Here is a 26,098-nt window from a genome sequence, read left to right on the forward strand (position 1 = left end):
AGGTTTATTTTACCACTGCTACTATAGGGGTGCAAATGACGGCTCCATCTCTACAATGTTTGGGGCTCTTTTAAAAACTCATGCAATTGCGTCCAGTTTAATGGTTTACTTCCATAAAACCCTTGAATAACATCCGCATTCATAGACTTTAATAATAACAGCTGCTTTTGTGTTTCCACGCCTTCCGCGACAATGTTGAACCCTAAATTATGGGACAAATCTATGACGGACTTGATAATCGCCTGTACCCTTGTATCATTCTCCATTTTTTGAACAAATGATCGATCAATTTTCACTCGGTTAATCGGTAATATTCGAAGATAATTCAATGAAGAGTATCCTGTTCCAAAATCATCGAGCGCAATGCTAATGCCCATACCGCGAATTTCTTTAAGCGTTTCGAGAACTTCTTCCCCACCCTCGATAAAAATCGACTCAGTTATCTCAATTTCAATTAAACCTGGATTTACTTGATATTTCTTTAACAGTGTTTTCAGGCGATGAACGAAATAGGCTTCACGTAGTTGCAGGGCACTGACATTGATTGCTACAGCTGATATATGGACATATTCCTGATGAATACTTTTTATTTCGCGAATAGCGGTTTCAAGTACCCAATCCCCAATCTCCTTAATGTAGCCTGATTCTTCTGCCACTGGAATAAACTCAGCTGGAGAAATCATTCCCCATTCTGGATGCCTCCAACGAAGAAGTGCTTCCAAACTTTCAGTCCTTCCAGTTTTCAAGTTGAACTGTGGTTGATAGACTAGGTTAAAATGATTGTGCTTAATGGCTTCACGTAAGCCTTGCTCCATCATATGTTGTTTTTCGAATGCTTCTTTCATTTCATAATTGAAGAAGAGAATTCTGTTTCTGCCCGCTGCCTTTGCTTTATAAAGTGCCGTATCCGCATTGATTAACAATTGCTCACACGACTTTGCATCCGTCGGATAAAGTGAAACCCCGATCGAAGGAGTCACAAAAAACGGATGATCGTTTAAATAAAACACTTTCGAGAAGCACTCATGCAAAGCAGTAAGGGTTGCTCGGACCGCCGGGAATTTTTCTCTTTTAGCACGTATGAGAACAATGAATTCATCTCCTCCAAAGCGACCGAAGCTACTGTTTTCCGGCAACAACTCTTTAATTCTTTGCGTAACCTGTACTAAAAGTTCATCTCCGTATGCATGCCCTTTTGAGTCGTTAATCTGTTTAAAGTGATCGAGGTCAATGAATGCGACGGTTATCATTTGATTGGACTCTTTTGATTCCTCAATCCAACTCGAAAGTTCGCGTTCAATCGAGAAACGGTTTGGTAAGTTTGTCAGTGAATCAAACCTTGCCTGATAATCAATTTCCTTTACTTGTGCATTCAGTAATTCTCCCATTTGTTCAATTGATTGAGCAATTTCACCAATTTCATCCTGTCTTTTAATCCCCATTTTAGTCACCAAGTTACCTTGTTCCATCTGACGAACATGCTTTACGATGTTCGGTATATCTTTTAACATGTAACGAAGCAACCAGGATAAAGAAATTAAGATCATGATTGCGGCGATAATCCATGACAAACCAATCGACTTACCAAAGTCTGCAAAGGGTTGGGTAACGGTTTTTTCTGGTGCATAACTGAACATTCGCAAACCGGTATTATCAAGTTCTCGCATTTCAACATAGTAATTCCCTTCAGTTGTCTTCACTAACTCCATTTCATCTAGAGTAAGATCAAAGTTTTCAAAGTCATTCCATAGGCTGTCAGCGTCATATAATATTTGCCCGGACTCTGTTAAAAGAATATATTTGTTGTACTTTGTTTCATAAGGACCAATCAGTGCAGGTATAGAATCCAAATGTAAATCTAAACCAAAATACCCCAACCGCTTGTCTTCCGATTCGACTGGATAAATGACACTTACAGTTAATTTCTTCGTAGAGTAATCGATATAAAGGTCTGAATATGATAAGCCTTCTGCTGCATTCGCTTTTGCAGTCCACGGCCTTTTTGGAATGTCATATGCTTCATCAGTTACGTACCCATGATCTGCAATTAAAAAATTCTCTTCAAGAAACGCCATCCAAACTAAACCTACATCTTCATTATCTTCCTGCACTCTTGTCATGAACTGATTTACTTGTTGATATATTGGCGATTTCTTAACTGTTTCACGTTCAACTGACGATTCCAAAAGTTCCCTGACATCTTCAAGTTCGCCAAGTTGTTTCGTAATTTCACTTTTGCTATTTAAAAACGTGTAGATTTCTTGAACAACCAATTCGTTTTCAAGTGATAATTCTTCTTCCATTTTTAATTCATATAAATTTTTTGAATAATTGTATGAATAGGAGGCCATCACAAAAAGGATTGGTATCACGATTGCGCTCATGGCAAATACAACTTTCCCACGAAAACCAAGTCTGTTCCATAATCGACTTTTCGTCATCCGATCCCCTCCCCTATTGAAAAACTGCCCTTAAACTTGATAAAGGTACTATTCGCTTTGTTCGAGTAAATTCCTTCTCAATCGACAAATTTATCAACTTTACAATTGGTAATAATACGGTTTCTTAGATTTAAATTTGCACAATCCACTTGTTCCGCATGAGCCATATGTATGTATAATGTACTCAATCTTCATGCATTTGAGGAATGCAGTCGCAAATGTCTTTTTGTCATCAAGTTCTTACAAAAAAAGAAAGCCCCACTTGCTCGGGCTTCCTCATGGATTGAATTTAATTTAGTTTGTTTCGATTAAACCGTATTTACCGTCTTTACGTTTGTAAACAATATTTGTTCCATTTGATTCTGCATCAGTGAAGACGTAGAAGTTATGTCCCAGCATATCCATTTGTAAAACCGCTTCTTCTTGATCCATCGGTTTTAATTCAAATTGCTTCGTACGGACGATTGGTAATTCTTCTTCACTCTCGTCTTGATATGCCGCTTGTTCAGGAGATACCACGTTAGCAAAGTATGCACCAACACCTTCACGTTCACGGAACTTACGATTTACTTTTGTTTTATGTTTACGGATTTGACGCTCAAGTTTATCGACGATTAAATCGACTGCTGCATACATATCATTATGACGCTCTTCAGCTCGGAGCGTTAAATTCTTCATTGGAATGGTTACTTCCACTTTCGTTTGACTGTCATTATAAACCTTTAAATTGACATTTGCGTTCGCTTGGAAGTCTTCGTTGAAATAGCGTTCTACCTTATTGATTTTGCTTTCAACGTGCTCACGAATCGCAGGAGTTACCTCAACGTTTTCACCACGGATATTAAAATTTAACATGTAAACTCCTCCTTTAATTAAGGCTATGTAAACCTTATTCTACTTATCCCCTATTAACTCCTGCTACAAACCAAAAAGTTTTTGGAATTTTGTCGAAAGTAGACATTTTCTTTATTTTTCATACTCGAATCAAAGTGATTGCACGAACTGTCTGAGCACCTGCTTTTTTCAACGCGAATGCAGCGTGATGCAGAGTGGTGCCAGTTGTATACAAATCGTCGATCAATACAATATGTTGCTCTTGAACATTTTCTTGAACGGAAAAAAGTAATTCGGTGGACATTCGATCTTTTCTTGTTTTTCCAACTTGCGATCGATTCTCTGTTTTTGACAGCACATTCTTGAATGGAACATTTGCATCAATGAGGAATTGATCAACTTGTGAAAAAGTTCTTTCATGTAACATTTCAGGATGCAGAGGAATAGGGACAATCAATTCTTGAACTTGGCGTAATGGTCTGAAGTCTTCCACAAAAATTTTTGCCAGTTCGACATCCAATTGAAATTTATACTGCTGAAAAACATGTTTCATCCAATCGTTGTAAGTGTAAAAGGATTTGACCGAGTCCAGTGCACCTTCATATATTGTCCCCGACCATTCATTTTCACTCTTTGTTTTCAATATTTTTTCAAATTTTGATCTGCATTGATTGCAGATTACATCCGCTGGTTTTATGAGAAACAGTTTTTGCCAAGAAGCACTTTCGATAAATGAGGTAGAACATATTAAACAATTCATTATTTGAATCCGCTGTCCTTATTGTGCGCTTCAATTGTCTCTTTTGCCTTGTCCATGGCATACGAAATTCCATGATGAAAAAACACAAGATCACCATTAGGATATTCGATTGACCGTCCGACCCTTCCACCAATTTGAATTAATGCACTGCTCGTGAAAATCAGTTCATCGGCACCCACTACCGCTACTTGTACATCAGGAATAGTAATTCCGCGCTCGAGGATAGTTGTTGTGAGCAGGCCAATTACTTTCCTTTCCCGTAACTTCAAAACCTTTTCTTTTCGATTTGGATCTTCAGCATGAACGGACAAAATTTCGGAATGCAATATCAGAAATAATGGCAAAGCTTGTTCCATAAGCTCTATCGTTGGGAAAAATATGAGAAACGGTTGATTTTGGTGCAGACAATGCATTGTCCATTTTTTAAGCTTTTGGGGAATTGCGCCTATACGGATGTGCTTTTTATAATTCCATAACCCGACAAAACGAGGTACCGGTAATGGAAAACCGTGAAACCTTCCTGATATGACAGATTTATTAACCGTTTGTCTTAAAAGTTCATCAGAAGGAGTTGCAGTGATAGTATGGACAGCGGCTGCTTTCTTTTTCGCTTTGTTCACTGCATTTTGCAGTGTCACATCTAGTGTGTAAGGAAAAGCATCAGCTTCGTCGACAAATATGACATCAAAAGCTTCTTCAAATCTATACAATTGATGTGTTGTTGCGATGATAAGCTGTGCATAATTCGTATATTCTGGAGAACCACCATATAAAGAATGAATGACGGTTTGCGGAAAAACTTGCTGAAAACGTGGGGCTAGTTCCAGTACAACATCTGTCCTTGGGGTAGCCACACAAACCCTTTTTCCCCGCTCGAGCAAGTCAAATACTGCGGGAAATAGAAGTTCGGTTTTTCCCGCTCCGCAGACGGCATGTATTAAATGGCTTTGATTTTGTCGAACGCTTTGCAGAAGTTCTTTTGAAGCAAGATCTTGTTTGGGAGTTAATTTCCCTTCCCATGAAAACAGATGTGACGGTACTTGTTTTATTCCGGGACCGCTCCACGTAATGAGAACGGTACAACTACTCACTCTGCCCATGCGAATGCAATGGCGGCAGTATAGACAAGGGCCTTTACATTTTGCACATTGAAAGGAACTTAATTGCTCAAATCCACATCGACGACAATGGTGCTGTTTAGATTTTAGTATGCGGGAAAGTTGTTTTGACTGAATGCCTTTATGAGGGATAATAAATCCTTTTTGAATATAATCTTCAATGGTGGGTAAAGGAAATGGGGTCTTTTCCTTCAACCAAATTCGACCACTTAAAAATGTTTGTATTTCTTCCATGAGCATTCCTCCAATACGGATTACTCATTCCTACATTTTCATCATAATACCAAATTGTGGAGACCCGCAAATTTAAGACTGACGATAGATTTGTTAACAAAGACCAAAGAATAAAAACCCCGCAAATTCGCGAGGTTTTCAATCATCTTATTCTGCTGCATCTCCAATGAAATATACACTGCTGACACGCCAGTTTCCTTCTTCTTTGGCAAACACGGTAACTTGTCTACCTGTCCGATCAAGTTTTGCACCTGTTGATACCTGTTCAAGGGAAATTGCAAGCGATGCAAAGACCTGTGCTTGGTTTTCATCATATTTGATGACCGTTACATCTTCAGCTGTTCTTTTTACATCGTATTCTTTAAACGTTTTTACAACGGTCGCTTCTTCTTCTTTGTAATCAAACCCTTCAGGTTCCGTAGCAATGATTGACATATATTTTGCAATGTCTTCGTCATTGAATGAAGTCATGTACGTATCGAAAGATGCCAAAATTGCCTTTTTCTCGTCTGCAGGCACATTTTGGGCCTCTTCGATTTCGGAACCCGCCATCTCAAATCCCACATCAGACTGAGCTTGATCTTGTTTCTGATCTTTCACACCATGTTCCAATGCGCTATTTTCGCTTGAAGATTCACCGTCAGAAACTGAACCTGCTCCTTCTCGATTCTCTTCACTTGCACAAGCTGATAGTAATATTGAAAGAAGTGTCAATATCATCATATATTTAAAATTCATTAAAATCGTCCTCCCACTCGGCTATTTTGCCCTGTATTGATTGCCTTTATTATATTATAGCCACATTCTGAATAGAGACGACACGATTCATGTGAAAGTTTCGTGTAGAAATGTGCTGTTATGTGAGTGGAGCTTCATTTTGTGCAACCTGGATGGCCATTCTGTCTACCTGGAAGGGAAAACTGTCTACCTGGAATTTCAAACTGTCTATCTGGAAGGCCAAACTGTCAACCTGGGACGGCGCTGTCTGCCTGGCTTTCTTTTCAAGTAATTCAGTTGCAAGTAGATGGATAAAAATGCTATTTTTACAATATCCGAAACTTTAAAGGGAGTGATATTTTATTATCGAGAATCGTCAAACGCCAAAAACGTTAAAAGTTTACCTTCGCTTACTTAATAGAGTGCCGAATGAACACCCGCTTTATAAGGAAATCGAGTCGAGAATCAATCGAATCCGTGCTGGATACAGCGGTGAGACATATGTTGACAATTTTATAAAGAATATTGAATTTCCATGTTCATTTGCCGTTTTTAAAGACATTAATATTCAAACTTCTGCAAATACAAAAGCCCAATTTGACACTTTGATTATTACACCAAAGTTTGTTTGTATATTGGAAGTAAAAGCATTAAAAGGTCGAATCTCATTCCAAAAGACTCCTGCTCAATTAATCAGAGAAGTCGACGGAGTAAAAACATCTTTGAAATGTCCAGAGGAACAACTGAAACGTCATGAACGAAGATTAGTAAAATGGTTGAATTCGATTCAAATTAACCTCCCCATAAAAAGTGCAATTGTATTCGCCTTTTCTAGCACCATTGTGGACTTGCCTCCAAAGTATTCAAACATAATGATGGGCTGTGATGTCGGGTCATATATAGAAGACCTATTCGAACTCCCTCCCACACTTACAGAAAAAGATTTCAAATCGTTAATCGACTCCCTGGAACAAGCTAAAACGAATTATTCCCCTACCCCACTAGTAAGTACTTTCCCAATTCATGATTCAAAAATTGTTAAAGGATTGCTTTGTCCACAATGCTCCATCAATATTGGCACTCTTTATAAATGTCCTACTTGTAAAATTTCCCGGAAAGTAATCATTGCGAATGCACTCGAGGATTGGTTTTATTTGATGAAAAGCACTATTACTACTAGAGAATGCCTAGATTTTTTGCAACTAAAAGATAAAACATCCGCATCGCATATTTTAAATAGAGCTAATTTAATTCCTAAAAACAATGGTCGTTATAGATTTTATAAATTATTCGATGATGTCAATGAGGATTCCTTTTAAAGACACAATGAAGTGCTTGAAAAGAAATAGGAGTTTGTGCAACCTGGATTACCATTCTGTCTACCTGGCAAGTGAAACTGTCTACCTGGATGCGAATTCTGTCTACCTGAATCTAAACTCCTTCTACTAGACATGCGCCACTTTTCATTTTGTGCAACCTGGAAGGCCGTTCTGTCTACCTGGATTCCAAAACTGTCTACCTCCCAAGCTATTCTGTCTACCGGGATGCTAGTTCTGTCTACCTAGAACCTCATTATCATCTCACCAAAACAAAACCCCCTCACAAATGTGAGGGGGTCATATAAATCAATTAACGTACTTCTACCCAGCCGTTCTTGATTGCTGTAACTACGGCTTGTGTGCGGTCATTTACATTCATTTTTTGAAGAATGCTTGATACGTGATTTTTTACTGTTTTTTCAGAGATGAACAAAGTTTCACCAATCATGCGGTTACTTTGTCCGTCCGTTAACAATTGAAGAACTTCACATTCACGTTTCGTCAGCAAATGGAAAGGACGACGAATTTCGGATTGATGGAATGTTCCTTTGTTTTCACGTTCACTTAAGCGACGGAATTCTGCCACTAAGTTACGTGTAACTTTTGGATGTAAGTAAGATCCTCCTGCAGCCACCACTTTAATGGCTTGTACTATTGCATCTGCATCCATTTCTTTTAACATGTATCCAAGAGCTCCTGTTTTAAGAGCGTGCGTAACGTAAGATTCATCATCGTGAATAGACAACATAATCACTTTCGCTTCCGGATATTTCGCCATCAGCTCGCCAGTTGCCTCTACCCCATTTTTGCGGGGCATGTTGATATCCATTAAAATAACTTCCGGTGCATATTGCTCGAAAAGATTTAAAGCATCGCTTCCGTCATCGCCTTCAGCAACAACATCGAATGAATCTTCAAAATCTAAAATTCGTTTTACACCTTCACGGAATAATTGGTGATCGTCTATAATTACAATTTTCGTCATCATCATTTCCTCCTAAATATAAGCAGAGCTTATCTCTCTTTTTCCTCAATTAAAGGAATTCGAAACATCATTGTTGTTCCTTTACCTGGCGAGGATTTCACAATCATTTCACCTTTTAATAAGTCTACCCGCTCTCGCATCCCCAATAATCCAAATGAACTATCGCGGACAAGGCGCTGGTCAAATCCAATACCGTTATCCTTCACGGTAACTGTCACTTTGTTTTTGAACCATTCAACTTCCACCCATATGGTTTGGCAGTTCCCGTGTTTTGTAGCATTCGTCACGGATTCCTGAATCAAACGAAAGATGGCTACTTCATAATTAGGTAAAAGTCGACGTTGTTCGCCATGGGAATTGAAGTGTATTTTGCACCCCATATTATATTCTTCGATAGTCATTAAGTATTTTTTGAGGGTAGGAACTAAACCTAAATCGTCCAATGCCATTGGTCGCAGGTCGTAAATAATTCGTCTTACTTCCGACAGTGCATTTCGAACCATCAATTTCAGACTAGATATCTCGACTAATGCCTGATCGACACCTTTCTCACGATAAGTTCGTTCGATTAAATCGGAACGGACCAAAACATTTGCCATCATTTGGGCAGGACCATCATGTATTTCACGTGATAGCCTTTTTCTTTCTTCTTCTTGTGCTTCAATAATTTTAAGACTGAAATCTTGCTTTAACTTTGCCGTTTCCAAAGCTTGTCCAACATTTTTCAAATCAGATGTTAAGTAGTTGGTTACTACGTTGGCTTGAGTAACAAGCTGATCGGCATGCAAAATGGCATCGTTTAATTCAGTTAAACGACGTTCCAAATCATCTCTACGTTCCCGTAATTGGCGATCTTCCGTTCGGTTAATTGAAAGTTTAATTTGTAAATCATTTGCTTGTTCGTAAGCCTCGCGCACTTGCTCTTCCGTAAACGTGTTAAAATGCTTGGAGACGTCACCGAGACGTTTTCGTGATAGACGGGTCTCTTCTTCAAGCAAGTCACCTTCTATTAATACATCCGCTAATTTTGAATGGACAATTTCTAATTCTTTTTGCATTTGTAATAAGCTTTGTCGATTTTGTTCGCTTATAATAAAAATATCGTTTTTGGAGCGGTCCATCGTTTCAACCATTTGGCTGAAAATATGATCTAAAGAATTGATATCGACCTTTTTCCCTGACATCGGGTATTCTCCTTTTTCGAGCAACTGTCTAATGAATGTTTCATCATTCATTTCTCTATCTATATAATACGTCATACATGCCTTTATTCCTGCTATGACTGCATTTATTATATCACTATATACACAAAAACATATTAAAATTACATGACAACTAGATGTCAATGAGGAGTGGAAAGATTTGAGAAAAGATTATGTCACTGTCAAAGGATTTGGAGAAACAGAAATAATTATTCAAAAATCCAGATTTCTCACATATGTAAATCGCGCTGAAACAGAACAAGAAGCTCAAGCATTTATAGAGGAGATTAAATCAAAACATAAATCAGCGAATCACAATTGCTCCGCTTACATGATTGGTGAACATGACTCCATCCAAAAAGCAAATGATGACGGAGAACCCAGTGGCACGGCAGGCGTTCCTATGCTGGAAGTGTTAAAAAAACAAGGATTAAAAGATACTGTGGTTGTCGTAACACGGTACTTTGGTGGCATAAAATTAGGTGGTGGCGGATTAATACGCGCTTACGGAAAAGCGACTACCGAAGGAATTCAGGCAGCTTGTATCGTTGAGCGCAGACTTCATCATTTAATGAAAGTATCCGTAGATTACACTTGGTTGGGTAAAGTTGAGAATGAAGTGCGTGGTTCCGCCTATCCTCTTGAACGAATCGAATATGCAGATAATGTGGAAATATTTCTCTATGTGCCTGTATCAACCGAAGAGAAATTTGTTGAATGGATAACAGAAATGACGAATGGGCAAGCTATTATCAAGCGAGAATTAGCAGAATTTATTGAATTTGATATCTAATTCGGTTCATTTATGCTTAAATATAAGAAGAAATATTTAACAGATGTAATGAATTTAAAGAAAATGTAAAAAACTTTTCCTTTTACGGTTTAGTTAAAGCATTGTATAATGAGGAGTACTGTAGCTAGAGATGAAACAATGCGCTAACTTCAGACGTCTTATTGATTAGTAGGGCAATCCCCTACCTAGAGGAGATTAAAAATGAATCGAAAACAATATAAAACGACAAGAAGCGGTGCCTCCAAAAAGTCATTAATCCTAAAAGTCTCAGCTATGCTTATTGCTTCCGTCCTAATCAGCTTAACGGCTTATGGAATTTATCTAGCCAAAAAAGCAGAATCAGCTGCAGATAAATCCTATGAAGCAGTGCAAGACCGAGCAGGTTCGGAATTACGCGAAGAAGCTGTAAAGCCTCTTGAAGATAATGTATCCATTCTTTTCATTGGCGTAGACGATAGTGAAGCACGCAGTCAAGGCGAGGGTAACAGTCGTTCAGATGCATTGATGCTTGCTACACTTAATAATAAAGATAAAACGGTCAAATTAGTCAGTATTCCACGTGACTCCCTGGTATACATTCCAGAAGCGGGATATAAAGATAAAATAACTCATGCTCTTTCTTACGGCGGAACAAAAGCTTCTATTGAAACTGTCGAAGAGTTACTGGAAGTTCCTGTTGATTATTATGTACGAATGAACTTCAATGCATTCATCGATGTTGTGGACGCACTGGATGGAATTTATGCAAATGTACCTTACGACCATTTAGAAAAAGATGAAAATGATATCTACTCCATTCAACTGGAAGAAGGCTATCAGAAACTTGACGGTCGAACTGCACTTGCATTAGCCCGTACCCGTAAACTAGATAATGATATTGAACGTGGTAAACGCCAACAGGAAATTTTGGCATCGATTATGGATCGAGCATCTTCAGCAGCTTCCTTTACTAAGTATGGGGATGTAATTGATGCAGTCGGTGACAACATGAAAACTGATATGACATTCGATGAAATGAAGTCGTTCTTTGCTTATATTAAAAATGGCGCTCCGGATGTTGACACATTAACTCTTGAAGGCGCAGATGACATGTCCACTGGTGTTTATTACTGGTTATTGAATGAAGAATCATTGTCTGAGACTAAAGATGTTCTTCAAAGCCATTTAGGTTTAAACCCAGATGCATCTAGTTATTCTGATGGCGGTACTGAAACAGATACTAATGAATTAGCAAAGGATAACGATTACGATAATGAATAATTCTTCACTCCCAACACTGTTACATTGTGTTGGGTTTTTTATTGCTAAAAAGTATGTAAGACTTTCATTTCTTCTTTTTCTGAATAGGAATTGAAGTACCTCCACTCAAAGCAAAGAGTTAATTCATTTAAGCCATAATTCCCCTCCTATTCCCTAACCACTCAAAAAAAAACCTCATGCGATTTATCGCATGAGGTTTACATCATTTACCGATCATTCGGACAAAGTTGATTAATGGTTTATAGTTCTTGCCAGCTAGGCCGACTGCTTCGACGAACAATTCAATGGCTACTAACATAACGGCGATCAAAAGGATTGCCCCCCACAGAGTCGCCTGTGAGAAAATCAATGCTGCAAGTCCGAACATTGAAGCCAGTGCATAAATAATTAGTACAGTTTGACGATGAGTAAATCCTACATTCAATAAACAGTGATGTAAATGGGATTTATCAGGTGCCGAGAGCGGCTGTTTTAATCGCACGCGTCGCACAATGGCGAAAAATGTATCAGAAATCGGAACGCCCAACATAATAATTGGGATAATTAACGAGATCACGGTAATATTTTTGAAACCAAGTAATGCGAGTACACCAATCATATATCCAAGGAACAATGCACCGGTATCACCCATGAAAATTTTTGCCGGGTGGAAGTTGTAGAACAAGAATCCAGCTGAACTTGCTGCAAGCAATGCAGCCATTGCAAACACGAACATATCGCCCATCATGAATGCCATTCCTGCAAGAGTGATTAAAGCAATTGTAGATACTCCCGCAGCCAATCCATCAAGACCATCGATCAAGTTGATTGCGTTGGTAATACCGACAATCCATAAAATCGTCAATGGAATACTGAAATAACCAAAATCCAGTTCCCCACCAAAAGGCAAGTTGATGAATTCAATTTCCAGACCGCCATAAATGACAATTCCTGCTGCAATAAACTGACCAAGTAACTTAGCTTTTGCTGTAATTTCAAACATATCATCAAGTACGCCTGTGATGATGATCATAAAAGCACCTAAAATAATATAAAGTGCAGTTGAATCTTCAGGGCGTAATACAAAGTATCCAATTAAAAATGAACCAAATATGGCTAATCCACCTAAACGTGGCATAATTCGTGCGTGAACTTTTCTATAATTAGGTCGGTCGACGGCGCCCACCTTAAATGCGATTGCCTTCACCACTGGTGTTAGTAGTATCGAAGCGACAAATGCCAGAACCAAAGATAGGTATAGCATGTCTTTCCTCCTCAAGTCATTACATATTCGTTTGTACATATAAATCCATAGATATTATAGCATGAAACCGATGAGGGTAAACACTATTCCTGAAAATGAATGTTTCTTCCTATGAATATAACCTTTTTTTTGACAAATAAAACTCTTTCATCCTATAAGACGTTATAAAGTCCTTATATGTTTCATAGTCTTTCACGCAATTTTTTGTTAAAATAAGCAAGTGTATAGAAATAAAAGGAGCGTAAAACTTATGATTTCCCTTTTCAAACGGTCAACAGAAACTAGCGAACGCCAATTAAAGAAGTATCGTAAATTAGTAGATCAAATAAATAACCTGGAAAACACGTATTCTCAAAAATCAGATGACGAATTAAGAGAAGCTACACAAGCTTTTAAAAAACGCATTGAAAATGGCGAAAAAATACAAGCTATTATTCCAGATGCCTTTGCTGTTGTTCGTGAAGCTTCGAAACGCGTCCTACAAATGCGTCACTTTGATGTGCAGTTAATTGGAGGACTAGTATTGACTGAAGGCAATATTGCCGAAATGCCAACTGGAGAAGGAAAAACACTTGTTGCATCCCTTCCTTCTTACGTACGGGCACTTGAAGGGAAAGGCGTTCACGTCATTACAGTAAATGAATATTTAGCGAATCGTGACTATGATCAAATTGGAAAGATTCATCGCTTTTTAGGATTGACAGTAGGCATCAATCTGCCACTAATGCCTCCTGCAATGAAACAGGAAGCGTACAATGCGGACATTACGTACGGAGTGGGAACTGAGTTTGGTTTTGACTATTTACGTGATAATATGGCTCCTGACCTTTCCCAAAAAGTCCAACGCCCATACCATTTTGCCATCATAGATGAAGTGGATAGTGTATTGGTTGACGAAGCCAAGACACCGTTAATCGTTGCTGGTAAGATGTCAGCTGATGCCGATTTACATATGATCGCAGCTCGCTTGGCGAAACGGTTTGTTATGGACCGCGATTATGATTTTGATGATGAGACGAAAGCTACATCATTGACTGAAACAGGAATCGAAAAAGTCGAAGCAGCTTTTGGCATTGATAATCTTTATGATTTGGAGCATCAGACTTTATTCCATTATGTTATTCAAGCAGTTCGTGCTCATGTGATGTTCGAACGTGATGTTGATTATATCGTCAAAGAAGACAAAATCTTCTTAGTCGATATGTTTACAGGACGCATCATGGAAGGCCGCACATTGTCCGATGGTTTACATCAAGCAATTGAGGCTAAGGAAGGCGTAACGATTACTGAAGAAAATAAGGCACAAGCCCAAATCACCATTCAAAACTATTTCCGCATGTATCCTCTTCTTTGTGGAATGACGGGTACGGCTAAAACACAGGAAAAAGAATTCCGTGAAGTATATGGTATGGAAGTCTTGCAAATTCCTACAAACCGACCTCGAATTCGCAAAGATCAACCGGATAACGTCTATGAAACGATTGAACAAAAATATTCAGCAGTTGCGAAGGAAGTAAAAGCACGACATACTACTGGACAACCTGTTCTAGTTGGAACTACTTCTATTTTACAATCAGAAGAAGTAGCGAAATATTTAAAACGAGAAGAATTGGAATTCCAGTTGTTGAATGCAAAAAGTGTTGAACAAGAAGTTTTCTTAATTTCACAAGCCGGCCAGTTGAATCAAATTACCGTAGCTACAAACATGGCGGGACGAGGCACTGATATCGAACTTGGTGATGGTGTGGCAGATGTTGGCGGACTATTCGTGCTAGGAACGGAAAAACATGAAAATCGTCGAATTGATAATCAATTACGCGGTCGTTCGGGACGACAAGGTGATCCAGGCGAGTCTCAGTTCTTTATTTCTTTAGAGGACGATATGTTCAAAAGATTTGCAAAAGATGATTTAGAGAAATTCAATAAAAAAGTCAAAACTGATGACTTAGGTCTTGTGCTTGGTAAAGACGTTCACGAATTGACGGAACGTACGCAACGTATTGTCGAAGGCTCTCATTTCTCGATGCGTGAGTACAACCTTAAATTAGATGATGTCATCAATGAACAGCGAAAAGTCATTTATACATTGCGTGATAAAGTACTTGGTCGAAATGACCTAATTGGTCAATTACACAAAATGTTGGATGAAACAGTCGAATTTGTCGTTGGGGAAAGTTGCTCAGAAGATGAACTTTCTGAACACTGGGATTTCGATCAGATTGAACAAACGATGAATCAACTACTTTTAGAACCAATTTCGTTAAATCGCTCTGTTACAAAAGTGAAGGACATTATTAAACAACTTCAGCCTGCAGTGAGTGATTTGAAAGATTACATGTCCACTTTCTCAGATCAACCCGAAGTGATGCATACGATTCCGCAAGTTATGCTAGCCTACTTGGATTCAACATGGGTACGTCACTTAGAGGCAATGACTCGCTTAAAAGAAGGAATCGGATTACGTGCTTATCAACAAGAAGACCCAATGCGCATTTATCAAAACGAAGGTCTAGAGCTTTTTGAAATGCATTACCAGGAGCTACGTCGTTCAATCGCAACGGAGATTATTAACTTCATGAAAATTATTTCAACTAGAGAGGAGACAATTTAATGGGAATATTTTCGATTTTCAAAAAGACCGATAAAACAGGTGCTGATAGTACGGTTGAATCTAATGCTCTACTAAATGTTGATGAAACCAGCGACCAGTCCGAGGAAGTATCCACGGCATTGTCCCTTCATCCCGCTTGGGACGTTCCAAAAGAACAACAATATGTTTTCAGCTTCCTATCAAATGAGCTTGAACCATTAAAACCTAATCAAATTTCCTTATCGGGCATTGATATTGAACGAGATGACCATACACAAGCATGGTTAGTTAAAGCTTTTTTAAGAACATCATTGGCAACTCCGATTACTTTGAATACAGCTGAACTCGTGCTAATTGATCAAAACGAAAAAGTGGTGGCAGTTAAAGAATTCAATCTTGCTGAACTTGGCGAATTACCTGCAACCAGTGCTCGACCGTGGGTATTTGTATTTGAACAGCCTACGTTAAAAGGAGATCTTCCTGAAGAAGGTTGGCGCTTGGCTTTTAATGTTCAATCCTTAGTACCACACAAGATAGAATTGGATCCAGCATGGGAAGAAGCTTTAAGTAACGAACAAAAAGATGGCTTAAAGAAAATCGTCGAATCTCTTCCAAAACTGCATGATCGTGAAGTAAACTTCAGTGGATTCCAGGCAAAAGTTCAGCCGGATGGCACACTCGCTGTCTCTCTATTTATTAGAAATGGTCACTCTCAGCAAATCACATTAGAGCAACTTCCACTTGAAGTTCTCGATGCAAATGGCAAAATTGTTGCACAAGGCGCATTTACAATTGATCAACTAAAGGTAAATGCTAATACATCAAAACCTTGGACTTTCCTGTTCCCTAAAGAAATGGTAATTAACAAAGATCCCGATATGTCTAAATGGACAGTCAGAGTTCCTCAGAGCGCATAAATTTATAAGTAATGAAGAGTTGCTAATAAACAGAAAAAGCATGTGAGCGTCCGCTCACATGCTTTTTACTTTATTACTCAACTTTTGCATGAAGTGAGAAGTCCTCTAAAATTTGGAAGGTATTGGTGCAGGCGTGGTTTTGTCGAGAAGAAGTACATGCTAAAAGATGCTTTTACAACGTGAATCTCGATTTTCCCTACGTGGAGCTCAATTTTTCCTACGTCAACGCCATTTTTTCCTACGTGAACACCAATCTCTCCTACGTGAACTTCATTTTTTTGATTTCCCGGGGCGACGGACGAAATTTCACCGCAGGATTGCCCTAGAGAAAGACCCTGGCGAAGTGACAACCTCACTTCGTCAGGGTCTTTGCTTTCAGGTCGCAGTAAATCAGTAAATTAAATTCCAAAGCTCACCGAAACTACTTGTGGGAGTGTATTTCAATGCTGCAAAGTTGAATTTATTATTGTACTTTAAATTCTGTAATAGAATCTTTAACCATTCGTACACCTTTGCCATTAGGCACAAAATGTGTAACGACCAAGCGATAAGACTTCCCTTTTACATATCCACCTGTAGGAGCACTTACGACAACTTTCGTCGAATCAATACCCATGCGTACAGCTACATTTTGGCGAGTACCGAATTCATCCTCGACATAAACGTGCTTCGTGTTGAAATAGTTGGAATTCATTTGTTGATTGAACGTTACCGTAAATTGTTTATTTATATCAACGACTCTCGCTGTAGAAGAAGGGATAAAGGATTTTGCAAGATCTGGTTGATTGGAATAAACAGCTTGAACCTGATCAATCCAAATTGCGCCTTTGCCTTTCTTCGATGCAGATGTTTCCGCAATATAAATTTTGTTTAATTTGACAGGACTTTGGACATTAGATGGAATTGTTGCTTCGACATATTTCCAACCAACCCAATTCAGTCCTCCTTCTGGTGTTAAATCCATCGTTGTTTCACGACCATTTACATCTGTGATGGCAGCACGTAACCAATGGTTAGCACCGTCACCATACACCCATGCGCCAATTTTCTTTGGAGCGGCAGGAATGGATAATCCGTTTGTCCAAGTCATATACGAAGCGGAAGTGCCGTCGACATAACTTGAAAAGTCATAAGACAATTTAATGGATCCAGATCCTTCTTTAGACTGCAATGTTTTTTCCAAACCAATAGTTGCTGATGAACGAATCGTCTCCGATTTTAATCCTGTGAGTGATTCTAATCCACTGACTTGTAATGGTTTATTAGAAACTGTAACAGGAATTGACACACGTGCAGCACCGAATGTGCCCGTAATTGAACCTGTTGCTTCCGTATTTCCAGAATTGAACGTCGTACCATTAAGCGTTCCTACGCCTCCTGTTGTCGTCCATGAAACAGCAGCAGGATTGAAAATTACTTTTTGATTTTTACTGATGCCATTCACTTGAAAACTAGCTGATTCTCCAAGTCCGACACGAACTTCTGAAGGAGATGCGACTAATTGATCGATAGTATCTGTAACTGTGATTGGGATTGAAACAGTTGCCGTATCATATTTTGCAATGATCGTTCCAGTTCCTGCTTTCAATCCGACGAAACGATTGTTTTCAATTTTTCCGATTCCATCTGAAACTTCCTGAAGTTCCAGTTTAGTAGAATCTACTATTAAAGGATTATAGAATTGATCTAACACATAATTTACTTTAAAACCTAGAGAAGCACCGACAGCAACAATTCCCTCTTGATCTTGAGAAACGTTGACATGAGTAGCTTGTCCATATGGAGCTGTACTAATTGCTTCCAATATCGCTGAAACTGATCGTTCAGAGCCGTCTGAAGGGCGATTAATCAGAGATGGGTACACATTTCCGTAACGACGTGTAACCATCGCTGTGGAACCCCCACCATCCAAATTGAGAGCATTATAAGCACCGATTGAAACAAGGTACTTTGAAAATTCAAGTAGTGTCATCCCTTGGCTGTAACCAGACTGACGACCATCAACCGTAACAAAATAGGCACGACTGCCGGTTGCATCGGTCGCTACAGCTGTTCGTGAAGTTCTTTCAGTTGCACGACTGGCAGCGACATCAATTGTCAAAGCCGACTTGCCTTCTTGAACCAGTAAAGGTCCTGATGCCAACATGAATTGAGAACCTTTCCAAGCAGCATCTACATCTATAGTTAATGAAACATCATCTCCTATTTTCATAGAAGAAATTTTAGAAGTCTCTGTTCCTTGAGCTGAAAGAACGAATCCATCTTTCGGGATTGTTGAAGAAGTATACTGACCATATGGACGTATGGCAGAAACTTTACCTGTTACTTTTTCTCCAAATGTAAGCTCTGAATCTACTTTTTTAGGTACTCCGGTTACAACCACTTCAATTCCGTATTGGTTTTGGCGAGTTTTGTCTTCACGAAAACCTTCCGTGTATAAAATGAGTTCGTTATTTGCTCTTTCCCGGTTCATATCTGTCGTCGTAAATGACAACCCATTATGTTCAATCGTACGTTCTAACGAATAACGTCCTACTTTCGCTTTGTTTTCAGCCGTTACACCAAATGCAGCTGGCACATACATATAATCGTTAAAATTAGTTGAAACTCTTCCTAAATTGACGATTTGATCATTTTTTGCCAGTAAATAAGCAGGATAACGATTTGCGTAGGTGAAAAAAGATGCGTTAATTGCACCAACTACATTATGGCTCGGATATGTATGTTCTTTTGATAAATTTGTTACTGTCTTAAGTGTATTGATTGGATTGGAAACCCCGTATTCGATTTTTGTATACGGATTAGTGACATCGATGGAGAGTTTGTTTACTTTTTGTGGGTAACCTCCCACAGTTGTCGAGATTGTTTCGTGGTGTATACCAGGAGATAACGTGGCGGCAGAAACAGGTAAACTAGAGAATACGAGAATGAAGGCTAATAGAATAGCAGGCATTCTTTTAAATTTTAAGTACATGATGCAGCTCCTTTTATGTTAGATTCTACTAATTATTATACGGAAATTCAGTAAAATAGGAATAGTCTATATGTAATTGTTTTCCATAAACGAAAAAGAATCCACAGGAGACCAGTCCCGTGGATTCTTTTTCGCGCATCAACCAAGTTTTTAACTTTATTAAATACAAAACAGGAATTATAATACGTTTTTATTGTATCATAATTCAGAATTAGTACAAGATGGTAATTTTCCATTTTACAATTTAATCAACTGAAATTACTTCTGGGGGTGTTAGTGACCCAGCCGTTTCTGCTCGGTAGATGAATAAGGCAAATTCACCTCGAGTAATATTAGCTTTTGAACCAAATTCAGTAGCTGTCTTCCCTTGCGTAATATTGTTTTCAAGCAAAGCAGCTACATAAGGTTTCACTGTCGAAAGAACATCAGTGAACGGAATATCCATGGAAGTTGCCGTTAAATCATATGTAAGTGCAATAACCTTCGCCATTTGTTCACGTGACATTGATTGATAACTACCGAAAGTCTTGGTAGATAATCCATTCATAATGCCATTCGCTGCAAGAGCGTTGACGGCCCATTGACGATTTTCAGGAACATCCGTAAAACCTGCTTGTGGATAATTGCCTTCAGGAGTAAATCCATTGACATGGGCAATCATTACAGCAGCATCAATACGTTTAATTTCGTTTGAAATACCAAACTGTGTTTCGCTTATCCCTTGTGCATACCCTTTACTGACAATGTGATCGACAGCTGGTTTATATGTATCATTTACATCCGAGAAGGCCGCAAACACCGAGTTTATTGGTAGCAAGGCGACAATCGCCAATGACAGAAGCAACAAAGATTTTTTTAACATTTTACTGCTCACCTCTTTTTGAGTCTCTCCTAAGTGTAACAAGACATGGAAATGAATACCACCATGTAAATAGTGCCAGGTGTAATCATCTAACTCGGGACAATAGATATTCTCGAGGATACGACCTGACACTAGTAAGAAATGAATTATGGCACTAGCTTATTAATGTATGGCACTTTTTGTAGAATCCAAACAATAATAAATGACGCAAAGAATATTGAAATCCAAACGAGCGGCACTGCAATTACTGGATGAACCCAATATTCATCAAATCCTATACGACGTCCATATAACTGGATAATTGGATGTAGCAAATAGATTCCCATACTAGCAGCACTGATTTTTTGGATAAAAGAATTCGGCTTGAAGATATTCGGAAACTGCTGAAATAGTACAAATAGGAAAACAGCAATCGCCACGGTGTTTGGCGCTATATACATATAGAAGAAACCATCCAGGCGGCCGTCATTTTGCAGGGTTAACACATAGGTACCATAAGCAGTAACTGCATATCCGATAGCCGCTAACAGACCGAGTAATGGCAGCCATTTGCGTTTGATAGGATATAGGATTAAATAAGCACCTAAAATAAAGTAACCAATGTATGTACCAAATAGCCCTGCCGATAATGCCAATCCAAAATCCAGGAATTTTGGAACGAATGGAAACAGGCTTGAAATGACGAACCATGTTCCTATAAAGTACTGAAGCATTTGTTTAGAAGATGAACTTACAATTTGTCTTAAAAACGGGGTCATTAAATATAAACCCAAAATAACGTATAAGAACCATAAATGGAAAAATACCGAGTCAGTTAACACCATTTTAATCATCTGTTTCCACGTATGTTCTTCAAACCACATGAATTTGCGATAGACTATAAAAATAATACTCCACGCTAGTAACGGAATCGCAACTTTACTAACCCGCTTCTTAAAGAAAGGGATTAGCGGTTCTTGTTGTTTGCGGGTTAACAATAGTGCACCACTAATCATGAAAAATATAGGGACACTGTTTCGTAATGCAGAATCCACTAGATTAGCAAACCACCAAATCTGGTGACCAATCTCCATACTTGAAACCAACTGTGCCACTACATGTATTCCTACGACTGAAAAGATAGCGAAAACTCTCATCCAGTCCATATAATCATAACGCTCTGCTGACATACTCTCATATCCTTTCTACATCAAAACATACTGAATATCCTTCATTTATAAACTACTTTGTTCAGTCGATTCTATTTTGAAGTCTCACATCATATTATTCCATATAAAAACGCCTTATCGCAAATTGAATTTGCGACAAAGCGTATGAGAATGTAGTTTATTATTTAGATGAAGCTACTTGGGATACTTTTGCAACACGCTTAGCGCCTATGTACTTCGAACCCCAGTAATATGGATCGTTGATTTTTGCGACAGAAACACCTTTGCTTGATGAAGAATGAACGAACTTACCATTTCCAATATAGATGCCGGCATGTGAAACACCTTTACCTGAAGTATTGAAAAATACCAAGTCACCAGCTTTAAGATTCTTTTTTGAAACTGTAGTACCAGATGCATACATTCCTGCAGATGTTCTAGGTAGTGATACCCCAACTTGTTTGTAAACATAACCGATGAAACCTGAGCAATCAAATCCTTTTGAAGTCGTGCCGCCATAAACATATTTTGTTCCCATTACGCTACTTGCTACTGATACAACTTTTGTAGAACTAATTCCACTAGAAGCATCTGCAGAATCTGCAAAAGGTGCAACTACTAAGAATAAAGCAATAGTACTCATCAAAATAACTTTAAGCAACTGAGACTGAAATTTCATTGATTAGAATCCCCCGGTTTTAGCTCATGGCTAAAATTTTCTGAAAATTTATCTAAAGTCATCTTACCATGATTTAAACCTATTTTATTTTACAGTTGTGTAACAAAGTCGTTACATTATGAGTCGATTTTCATATAATCTTGTAATAATAGAATATTTAGACTACTTAACATGGAAAAAAGCAGTGATCTTAAAGATCACTGCTTTTTTACATATTATTTTAGTAGGTACTTCCCAAAACCATCAGTTCCTTCTCCTAAATAGCTAATATTACCGCCTGTAGGAATTACTTCAACTGCTTTTTTAGAAGATTCAAACGTTACTTTAGCTGAAGTAGGCAATGTAGTAAACTTCCAGTTGCCGTCTGCTGAAGGATCGATTGTTTTCTTTTCGAGAATGTAGTCGATGACCGCTTGGCGGTTTTCAACTGTATACATTTCTACTTCTTTAGCATTTCGTACGCCTGGGAATGTTCCGTTTGCACGATAGTTGTTTGTAGCAACAATGAATTCTTGCTTTGGATCAATTGCTTTTCCATCGTACTGCAAGTTCTTGATACGTGAAGCATTGGCATTGATTTCTTTGCCATCAGCATCGTATTTCGCAGGTTGTGTTACATCGATTTCATAAGTAACTCCGTCAATCACATCAAAATTATACGAACGGAAATTAGTATTGATTAGAGATTGTTCGTCTGTTTTTGTTGCGTCGATTTGATTAAATTGACCTGCAGACATTTCAAGCCATTCTTTTACGTCAGCACCTGTTAGTTTCAAAGTAGAGACAGTGTTGTCGTATAGATATAAATCTGCAACGTTTTTGATTGCCAATTCACCTTTTGGAACATATGTGTAATACTCAGGGTCGCTACGTGTACCGGCTTTAAATGGTGCTCCAGCAGAGAGGATTGGCAGGTTTGCATCAGCTGTTCCTGCTAATTCTTTTTCAACAAACCATTTTTGAGCATTTGTAACGATTTGGATAGATGGATCGTCTTGTACTTGTGAGAAGAAACTATGGATGATAGCCGTTGTAGTCCCAACAGCTTTGCGTACATATTTGATTGTTCCTTCATGTGCTGCTTTAACAGCCTCTACAACTGAAGCATCTACATCACTATCATCTTTTGCAATGGCACGTACTTCAGCCTTAGAAGAAGAAACAGTCCATTCTTTGCCTTTCTTAGCTAGCGTCAAATCAATTACACCCAAGTGACTACCGAACTTACCGGACATAACAACAGGTTTCCCATTAATCGTCCCTTGTTGCACATCCACGCCTGTTAAGGAAGGATCTACTTTACCTGGGAAGACTTGATGAGCATGACCTGTAATGATTGCATCGACACCTTCGACCTTAGTCATCAAATAGGATACATCTTCTTCGCCTTTTTCATGAACCATGTCACCCATACCAGAGTGGGAAAGAACGACAATTACATCGGCACCGTCTTTTTCCATTTTAGGAATAAGTGCTTCCACAGCATCCACCGAATCCTCTACAGTGACTTTACCTTCTAAATGAGACTTGTCCCATTTCAGAATTGCTGGAGGAACAATGCCCGTTACCCCTACTTTAATTGTCGTTTCTTTTCCTTTTGAATCTTTCACTTTCTTGTCTACAATCACGTAAGGCGTGTACATGTTCTTCCCTGTCTTCGCATCTTTCACGTTTGCATTTACATATGGGAAGCCAGCATCGTCCATTACTTCATTCAAATAAGGAAGTCCGTAGTTAAACTCATGGTTTCCAAGAGTGGCAACGTCATAATCCAGTAAATTAAGAGCTGCGATTGAAGGATGAACTTCCCCATCTTTTAATGGTTCTACTGATGCTTTGAATGAGCCTAGTGGCGTTCCTTGAATCAAATCTCCATTGTCGAATAATAGAGTATTGCCGTTTTCTTTACGTGCATTTTTAATTAAAGTAGCAGTCTTTGCAAGACCTAAGTTATTTGATGGTGTATCTTTATAATAATCATAGTTCACAAGATTCGTGTGTATATCTGAAGTTCCAAGTATTCGAAGTGCTACAGTCGTATTCGCTTTAGAAGCTTTGTATTCTTTAAGGAAACGTTGTACGATAGCACGCATTTCGCCTTTACTCATATGGTGACCAGGTTTTACAGTTTTGTCGGCATATCCAAGTAAGAAGCCCATTCCCACTCCTTTTGAAAGATCCGCACGTAAGCTGCCACTGATTTTGTTGCCATCCTTAAATTCTTTTAAGTTACTGATAGGAAAACTTTTTTCCGATCCAATCCCACGAACAGCAATAACAAATGCTTGTTCACGGTTTAGTTTTCCGTTTGGATCAAATTTAGTTGCAGATTTCCCATTGATTAATTTTAACTCCACTGCTTTTTCAATATAAGGTTTCAATTCTTCAGGAACATCGTCGAATTTAATCGTTTTCCCCGTACCGAGTTCGACGCCCATTGCCGTTATTAGGGCCTTCACATATTCTCCTCGTGTAGCTTCTTTTTCTGCAGCAGATGTTTCATGACCTAACCCCAAGCCACTCACTGCTAAAGACATTGCTAATGCTGAAGCAGATAATTTTTTCCACATTGTCATGCATTTCTCTCCCTTAATTCGAAATAGTGAAACAAATTCATCATATCAAATTTAGTCTGTCGAAATATTAAGTCTATGTAACTATTTTCTTAAGATTTAGTAATATTTTCATATTTATAAAGCTGAGTATGTATCCTTCAAAATCTAACCTCATTAGAAAAGAACCTATCTTTGACACAGATAGGTTCTTTCATTTACTAATTCTATTTAGTTAACTGGATAGTAATCAGTCAGTTCACCGGTATTGACATTAAAGATATACTGATCTTTCCCATTTACTAAAAACAAATCCAATCCAAATCTCGGTTCTTTACCTGTATGTTGTATTGAATTGACTTCATTCTGATAGTAAAGCGGAATAGCAAAACTTAAGTAGTCAATAGCTTGCTCAATAGTCAGTTTTAGTGGATTTTCTTTAAATGAACGTACTATATATGATTTAATTTTCCAAGAGTCCCCGCTTCGTACTATTTCGATTGTTGCACGGTGACCTGAATTAATACCATTTGAAGGAACAGTTGCATCCACTTTTAGTATAGAGTCTGTTTTCGCAACGACTTTGTACGGTAAGCCAAATTGGAAGTCTGGCACTACATTTGCGCTATCGCAGTTATAACAAGATGTTTCATATCCCTTTAAAGCTTGTGATAAGTATGGCTCCATCACTAGCTCTGACAAATCTCCCTTAATATCCACAGCTTTTTGATTTGGAAAATATTTTTCAAGACCTTGAATCATCAAAATCCGCGTTTTACGAGTCGCTTCATTGACTGAATTCATTACTTCGAAGTCATTGTAAGTGGATCCATTAACTTTTTTATACGCTCTGTGCATGAAAGCGGACATTTCACCCCGCGTCAACTTTTTGTCAGGTGCAAATGAGGTTGCGGTTACACCTTTCGTTACTCCGTTGCGGTAGACCGCATCCACGTAAGGTGCCCATCGTTCATTGACATCGGTAAAAGGGACTGTAACATTCGTGTTAACTGAATAATTGAAAGCTCCTGATAAGATTCTTGTCATTTGCGATCGAGTCAATTCAACTTCAGGTCTAAATGTACCGTCTTCAAAGCCATTGACATAACCAAGTGAAGCAATAGTAGACACTGCTTCATAGTAAGGACTGTCTGGTTTCACATCAGGAAAGCTCTTGTTTGTATCCGGCTCCATGCCAAGTAACATATACAACATGAATGCTGCTTCCCCACGTGTGACGATGCCAGCAGAGTCAATTAACACTTTTCCCTCATTCGTGTATTCAGCTTCTAATACTTCTTTCATATTCATGGAATAGACAGCTTCATAAAAAGTATTGTTCATGGATAAGTCACTATAGATAGATTGTTTAACGCTGGCATCGGCTTCCATAACAATCGAACTTGCGAGCACTACACCTATTACCAAAGATGCGAATACTTTTTTCATCATATCCCTCTTTCCATTAAG

19 protein-coding genes are annotated in these 26,098 nt (G+C 38.5%); 5 read left to right on the forward strand and 14 right to left on the reverse strand.

Translation table 11 applies throughout. The features are described 5' to 3' along the window. Positions 1-50: 50 nt before the first annotated feature. The 5 genes from M9R32_RS05405 to M9R32_RS05425 all read right to left on the reverse strand — a co-directional run bounded on the left by M9R32_RS05405 (position 51) and on the right by M9R32_RS05425 (position 6,125). The gene (locus tag M9R32_RS05405; RefSeq protein WP_269925713.1) at positions 51-2,441 is read right to left on the reverse strand and encodes an EAL domain-containing protein; all 2,391 of its coding nucleotides are present in this window, start codon (positions 2,439-2,441) and stop codon (positions 51-53) included. 294 nt (positions 2,442-2,735) lie between these two features. Beyond that, positions 2,736-3,296 carry a ribosome hibernation-promoting factor, HPF/YfiA family gene (gene hpf, locus M9R32_RS05410; protein ID WP_269925714.1) on the reverse strand — a complete coding sequence of 187 codons (561 nt, stop codon included), beginning with the start codon at positions 3,294-3,296 and terminating at the stop codon, positions 2,736-2,738. A 118-nt stretch (positions 3,297-3,414) separates the two neighbouring features. Next, positions 3,415-4,035 (reverse strand): ComF family protein, encoded by a 621-nt coding sequence (locus M9R32_RS05415; RefSeq protein ID WP_269925715.1) that lies wholly within the window; start codon positions 4,033-4,035, stop codon positions 3,415-3,417. Then, the gene (locus tag M9R32_RS05420; protein WP_269925716.1) at positions 4,035-5,387 is read right to left on the reverse strand and encodes an ATP-dependent helicase ComFA; all 1,353 of its coding nucleotides are present in this window, start codon (positions 5,385-5,387) and stop codon (positions 4,035-4,037) included. The genes M9R32_RS05415 and M9R32_RS05420 overlap by 1 nt, the downstream gene beginning before the upstream one ends. A 147-nt stretch (positions 5,388-5,534) precedes the next feature. Beyond that, positions 5,535-6,125: a nuclear transport factor 2 family protein gene (locus M9R32_RS05425; RefSeq protein WP_269925717.1), complete on the reverse strand. Its 591-nt coding sequence runs from the start codon at positions 6,123-6,125 to the stop codon at positions 5,535-5,537. A gap of 401 nt (positions 6,126-6,526) precedes the next feature. Between M9R32_RS05425 and M9R32_RS05430 the strand changes: the two genes are divergently transcribed. Next, positions 6,527-7,423 (forward strand): nuclease-related domain-containing protein, encoded by an 897-nt coding sequence (locus M9R32_RS05430; protein WP_269925718.1) that lies wholly within the window; start codon positions 6,527-6,529, stop codon positions 7,421-7,423. A 310-nt stretch (positions 7,424-7,733) separates the two neighbouring features. Here the strand turns inward: M9R32_RS05430 and M9R32_RS05435 are convergent, their stop codons facing one another. Both M9R32_RS05435 and M9R32_RS05440 read right to left on the reverse strand, forming a co-directional pair. Next, positions 7,734-8,408: a response regulator gene (locus tag M9R32_RS05435; protein ID WP_269925719.1), complete on the reverse strand. Its 675-nt coding sequence runs from the start codon at positions 8,406-8,408 to the stop codon at positions 7,734-7,736. A 29-nt stretch (positions 8,409-8,437) separates the two neighbouring features. After that, positions 8,438-9,592: a sensor histidine kinase gene (locus M9R32_RS05440; protein WP_269925787.1), complete on the reverse strand. Its 1,155-nt coding sequence runs from the start codon at positions 9,590-9,592 to the stop codon at positions 8,438-8,440. A gap of 178 nt (positions 9,593-9,770) precedes the next feature. Between M9R32_RS05440 and M9R32_RS05445 the strand changes: the two genes are divergently transcribed. Continuing rightward, the gene (locus M9R32_RS05445; protein WP_269925720.1) at positions 9,771-10,403 is read left to right on the forward strand and encodes a YigZ family protein; all 633 of its coding nucleotides are present in this window, start codon (positions 9,771-9,773) and stop codon (positions 10,401-10,403) included. A gap of 201 nt (positions 10,404-10,604) precedes the next feature. Continuing rightward, positions 10,605-11,663, forward strand: coding sequence for an LCP family protein (locus M9R32_RS05450; protein ID WP_269925721.1), 1,059 nt, complete (start codon positions 10,605-10,607; stop codon positions 11,661-11,663). 202 nt (positions 11,664-11,865) lie between these two features. Here M9R32_RS05450 and M9R32_RS05455 read toward each other — a convergent pair whose 3' ends face one another. Then, a complete protein-coding gene (locus tag M9R32_RS05455) occupies positions 11,866-12,906 on the reverse strand; it encodes a glycosyltransferase family 4 protein (RefSeq protein WP_269925722.1) in 1,041 nt (346 codons plus the stop codon). Positions 12,907-13,156: 250 nt separating this feature from the next. Between M9R32_RS05455 and secA2 the strand changes: the two genes are divergently transcribed. Both secA2 and M9R32_RS05465 read left to right on the forward strand, forming a co-directional pair. Beyond that, the gene (gene secA2, locus M9R32_RS05460) at positions 13,157-15,517 is read left to right on the forward strand and encodes an accessory Sec system translocase SecA2 (RefSeq protein ID WP_269925723.1); all 2,361 of its coding nucleotides are present in this window, start codon (positions 13,157-13,159) and stop codon (positions 15,515-15,517) included. Continuing rightward, positions 15,517-16,413: an accessory Sec system S-layer assembly protein gene (locus tag M9R32_RS05465; protein WP_269925724.1), complete on the forward strand. Its 897-nt coding sequence runs from the start codon at positions 15,517-15,519 to the stop codon at positions 16,411-16,413. The genes secA2 and M9R32_RS05465 overlap by 1 nt, the downstream gene beginning before the upstream one ends. Positions 16,414-16,876: 463 nt before the next feature. Here M9R32_RS05465 and M9R32_RS05470 read toward each other — a convergent pair whose 3' ends face one another. From M9R32_RS05470 to M9R32_RS05495, 6 genes are all read right to left on the reverse strand, one after another. Continuing rightward, positions 16,877-19,387: a phosphodiester glycosidase family protein gene (locus tag M9R32_RS05470; protein ID WP_269925725.1), complete on the reverse strand. Its 2,511-nt coding sequence runs from the start codon at positions 19,385-19,387 to the stop codon at positions 16,877-16,879. 244 nt (positions 19,388-19,631) lie between these two features. After that, a complete protein-coding gene (locus tag M9R32_RS05475) occupies positions 19,632-20,249 on the reverse strand; it encodes an S-layer homology domain-containing protein (RefSeq protein ID WP_269925726.1) in 618 nt (205 codons plus the stop codon). Positions 20,250-20,395: 146 nt separating this feature from the next. Beyond that, positions 20,396-21,418, reverse strand: a complete 1,023-nt coding sequence (locus tag M9R32_RS05480; protein ID WP_269925727.1) for an acyltransferase — start codon at positions 21,416-21,418, stop codon at positions 20,396-20,398. 160 nt (positions 21,419-21,578) lie between these two features. Then, positions 21,579-22,076, reverse strand: a complete 498-nt coding sequence (locus M9R32_RS05485; protein WP_269925728.1) for a C40 family peptidase — start codon at positions 22,074-22,076, stop codon at positions 21,579-21,581. A gap of 215 nt (positions 22,077-22,291) precedes the next feature. Next, positions 22,292-24,646, reverse strand: coding sequence for a bifunctional 2',3'-cyclic-nucleotide 2'-phosphodiesterase/3'-nucleotidase (locus M9R32_RS05490; RefSeq protein WP_269925788.1), 2,355 nt, complete (start codon positions 24,644-24,646; stop codon positions 22,292-22,294). Positions 24,647-24,859: 213 nt separating this feature from the next. Beyond that, positions 24,860-26,077 (reverse strand): S-layer homology domain-containing protein, encoded by a 1,218-nt coding sequence (locus M9R32_RS05495; protein ID WP_269925729.1) that lies wholly within the window; start codon positions 26,075-26,077, stop codon positions 24,860-24,862. Positions 26,078-26,098 lie beyond the last annotated feature (21 nt).

This window comes from Paenisporosarcina quisquiliarum, from assembly GCF_027563315.1.
In the GTDB taxonomy this organism is placed as follows: Bacteria; Bacillota; Bacilli; order Bacillales_A; family Planococcaceae; genus Paenisporosarcina; species Paenisporosarcina quisquiliarum.

Bases quoted from the DNA above. Each gene is read 5' to 3' on its own strand.
- M9R32_RS05405 (WP_269925713.1), bottom strand. From the start codon at position 2,441: ATGACGAAAAGTCGATTATGGAACAGACTTGGTTTTCGTGGGAAAGTT.
- M9R32_RS05485 (WP_269925728.1), bottom strand. From the start codon at position 22,076: ATGAAATTTCAGTCTCAGTTGCTTAAAGTTATTTTGATGAGTACTATT.
- M9R32_RS05465 (WP_269925724.1), top strand. From the start codon at position 15,517: ATGGGAATATTTTCGATTTTCAAAAAGACCGATAAAACAGGTGCTGAT.
- M9R32_RS05450 (WP_269925721.1), top strand. From the start codon at position 10,605: ATGAATCGAAAACAATATAAAACGACAAGAAGCGGTGCCTCCAAAAAG.
- M9R32_RS05420 (WP_269925716.1), bottom strand. From the start codon at position 5,387: ATGGAAGAAATACAAACATTTTTAAGTGGTCGAATTTGGTTGAAGGAA.
- hpf (WP_269925714.1), bottom strand. From the start codon at position 3,296: ATGTTAAATTTTAATATCCGTGGTGAAAACGTTGAGGTAACTCCTGCG.
- M9R32_RS05490 (WP_269925788.1), bottom strand. From the start codon at position 24,646: ATGTGGAAAAAATTATCTGCTTCAGCATTAGCAATGTCTTTAGCAGTG.
- M9R32_RS05435 (WP_269925719.1), bottom strand. From the start codon at position 8,408: ATGACGAAAATTGTAATTATAGACGATCACCAATTATTCCGTGAAGGT.
- M9R32_RS05440 (WP_269925787.1), bottom strand. From the start codon at position 9,592: ATGTCAGGGAAAAAGGTCGATATCAATTCTTTAGATCATATTTTCAGC.
- M9R32_RS05470 (WP_269925725.1), bottom strand. From the start codon at position 19,387: ATGTACTTAAAATTTAAAAGAATGCCTGCTATTCTATTAGCCTTCATT.
- M9R32_RS05475 (WP_269925726.1), bottom strand. From the start codon at position 20,249: ATGTTAAAAAAATCTTTGTTGCTTCTGTCATTGGCGATTGTCGCCTTG.
- secA2 (WP_269925723.1), top strand. From the start codon at position 13,157: ATGATTTCCCTTTTCAAACGGTCAACAGAAACTAGCGAACGCCAATTA.
- M9R32_RS05425 (WP_269925717.1), bottom strand. From the start codon at position 6,125: ATGAATTTTAAATATATGATGATATTGACACTTCTTTCAATATTACTA.
- M9R32_RS05455 (WP_269925722.1), bottom strand. From the start codon at position 12,906: ATGCTATACCTATCTTTGGTTCTGGCATTTGTCGCTTCGATACTACTA.
- M9R32_RS05495 (WP_269925729.1), bottom strand. From the start codon at position 26,077: ATGAAAAAAGTATTCGCATCTTTGGTAATAGGTGTAGTGCTCGCAAGT.
- M9R32_RS05415 (WP_269925715.1), bottom strand. From the start codon at position 4,035: ATGAATTGTTTAATATGTTCTACCTCATTTATCGAAAGTGCTTCTTGG.
- M9R32_RS05480 (WP_269925727.1), bottom strand. From the start codon at position 21,418: ATGTCAGCAGAGCGTTATGATTATATGGACTGGATGAGAGTTTTCGCT.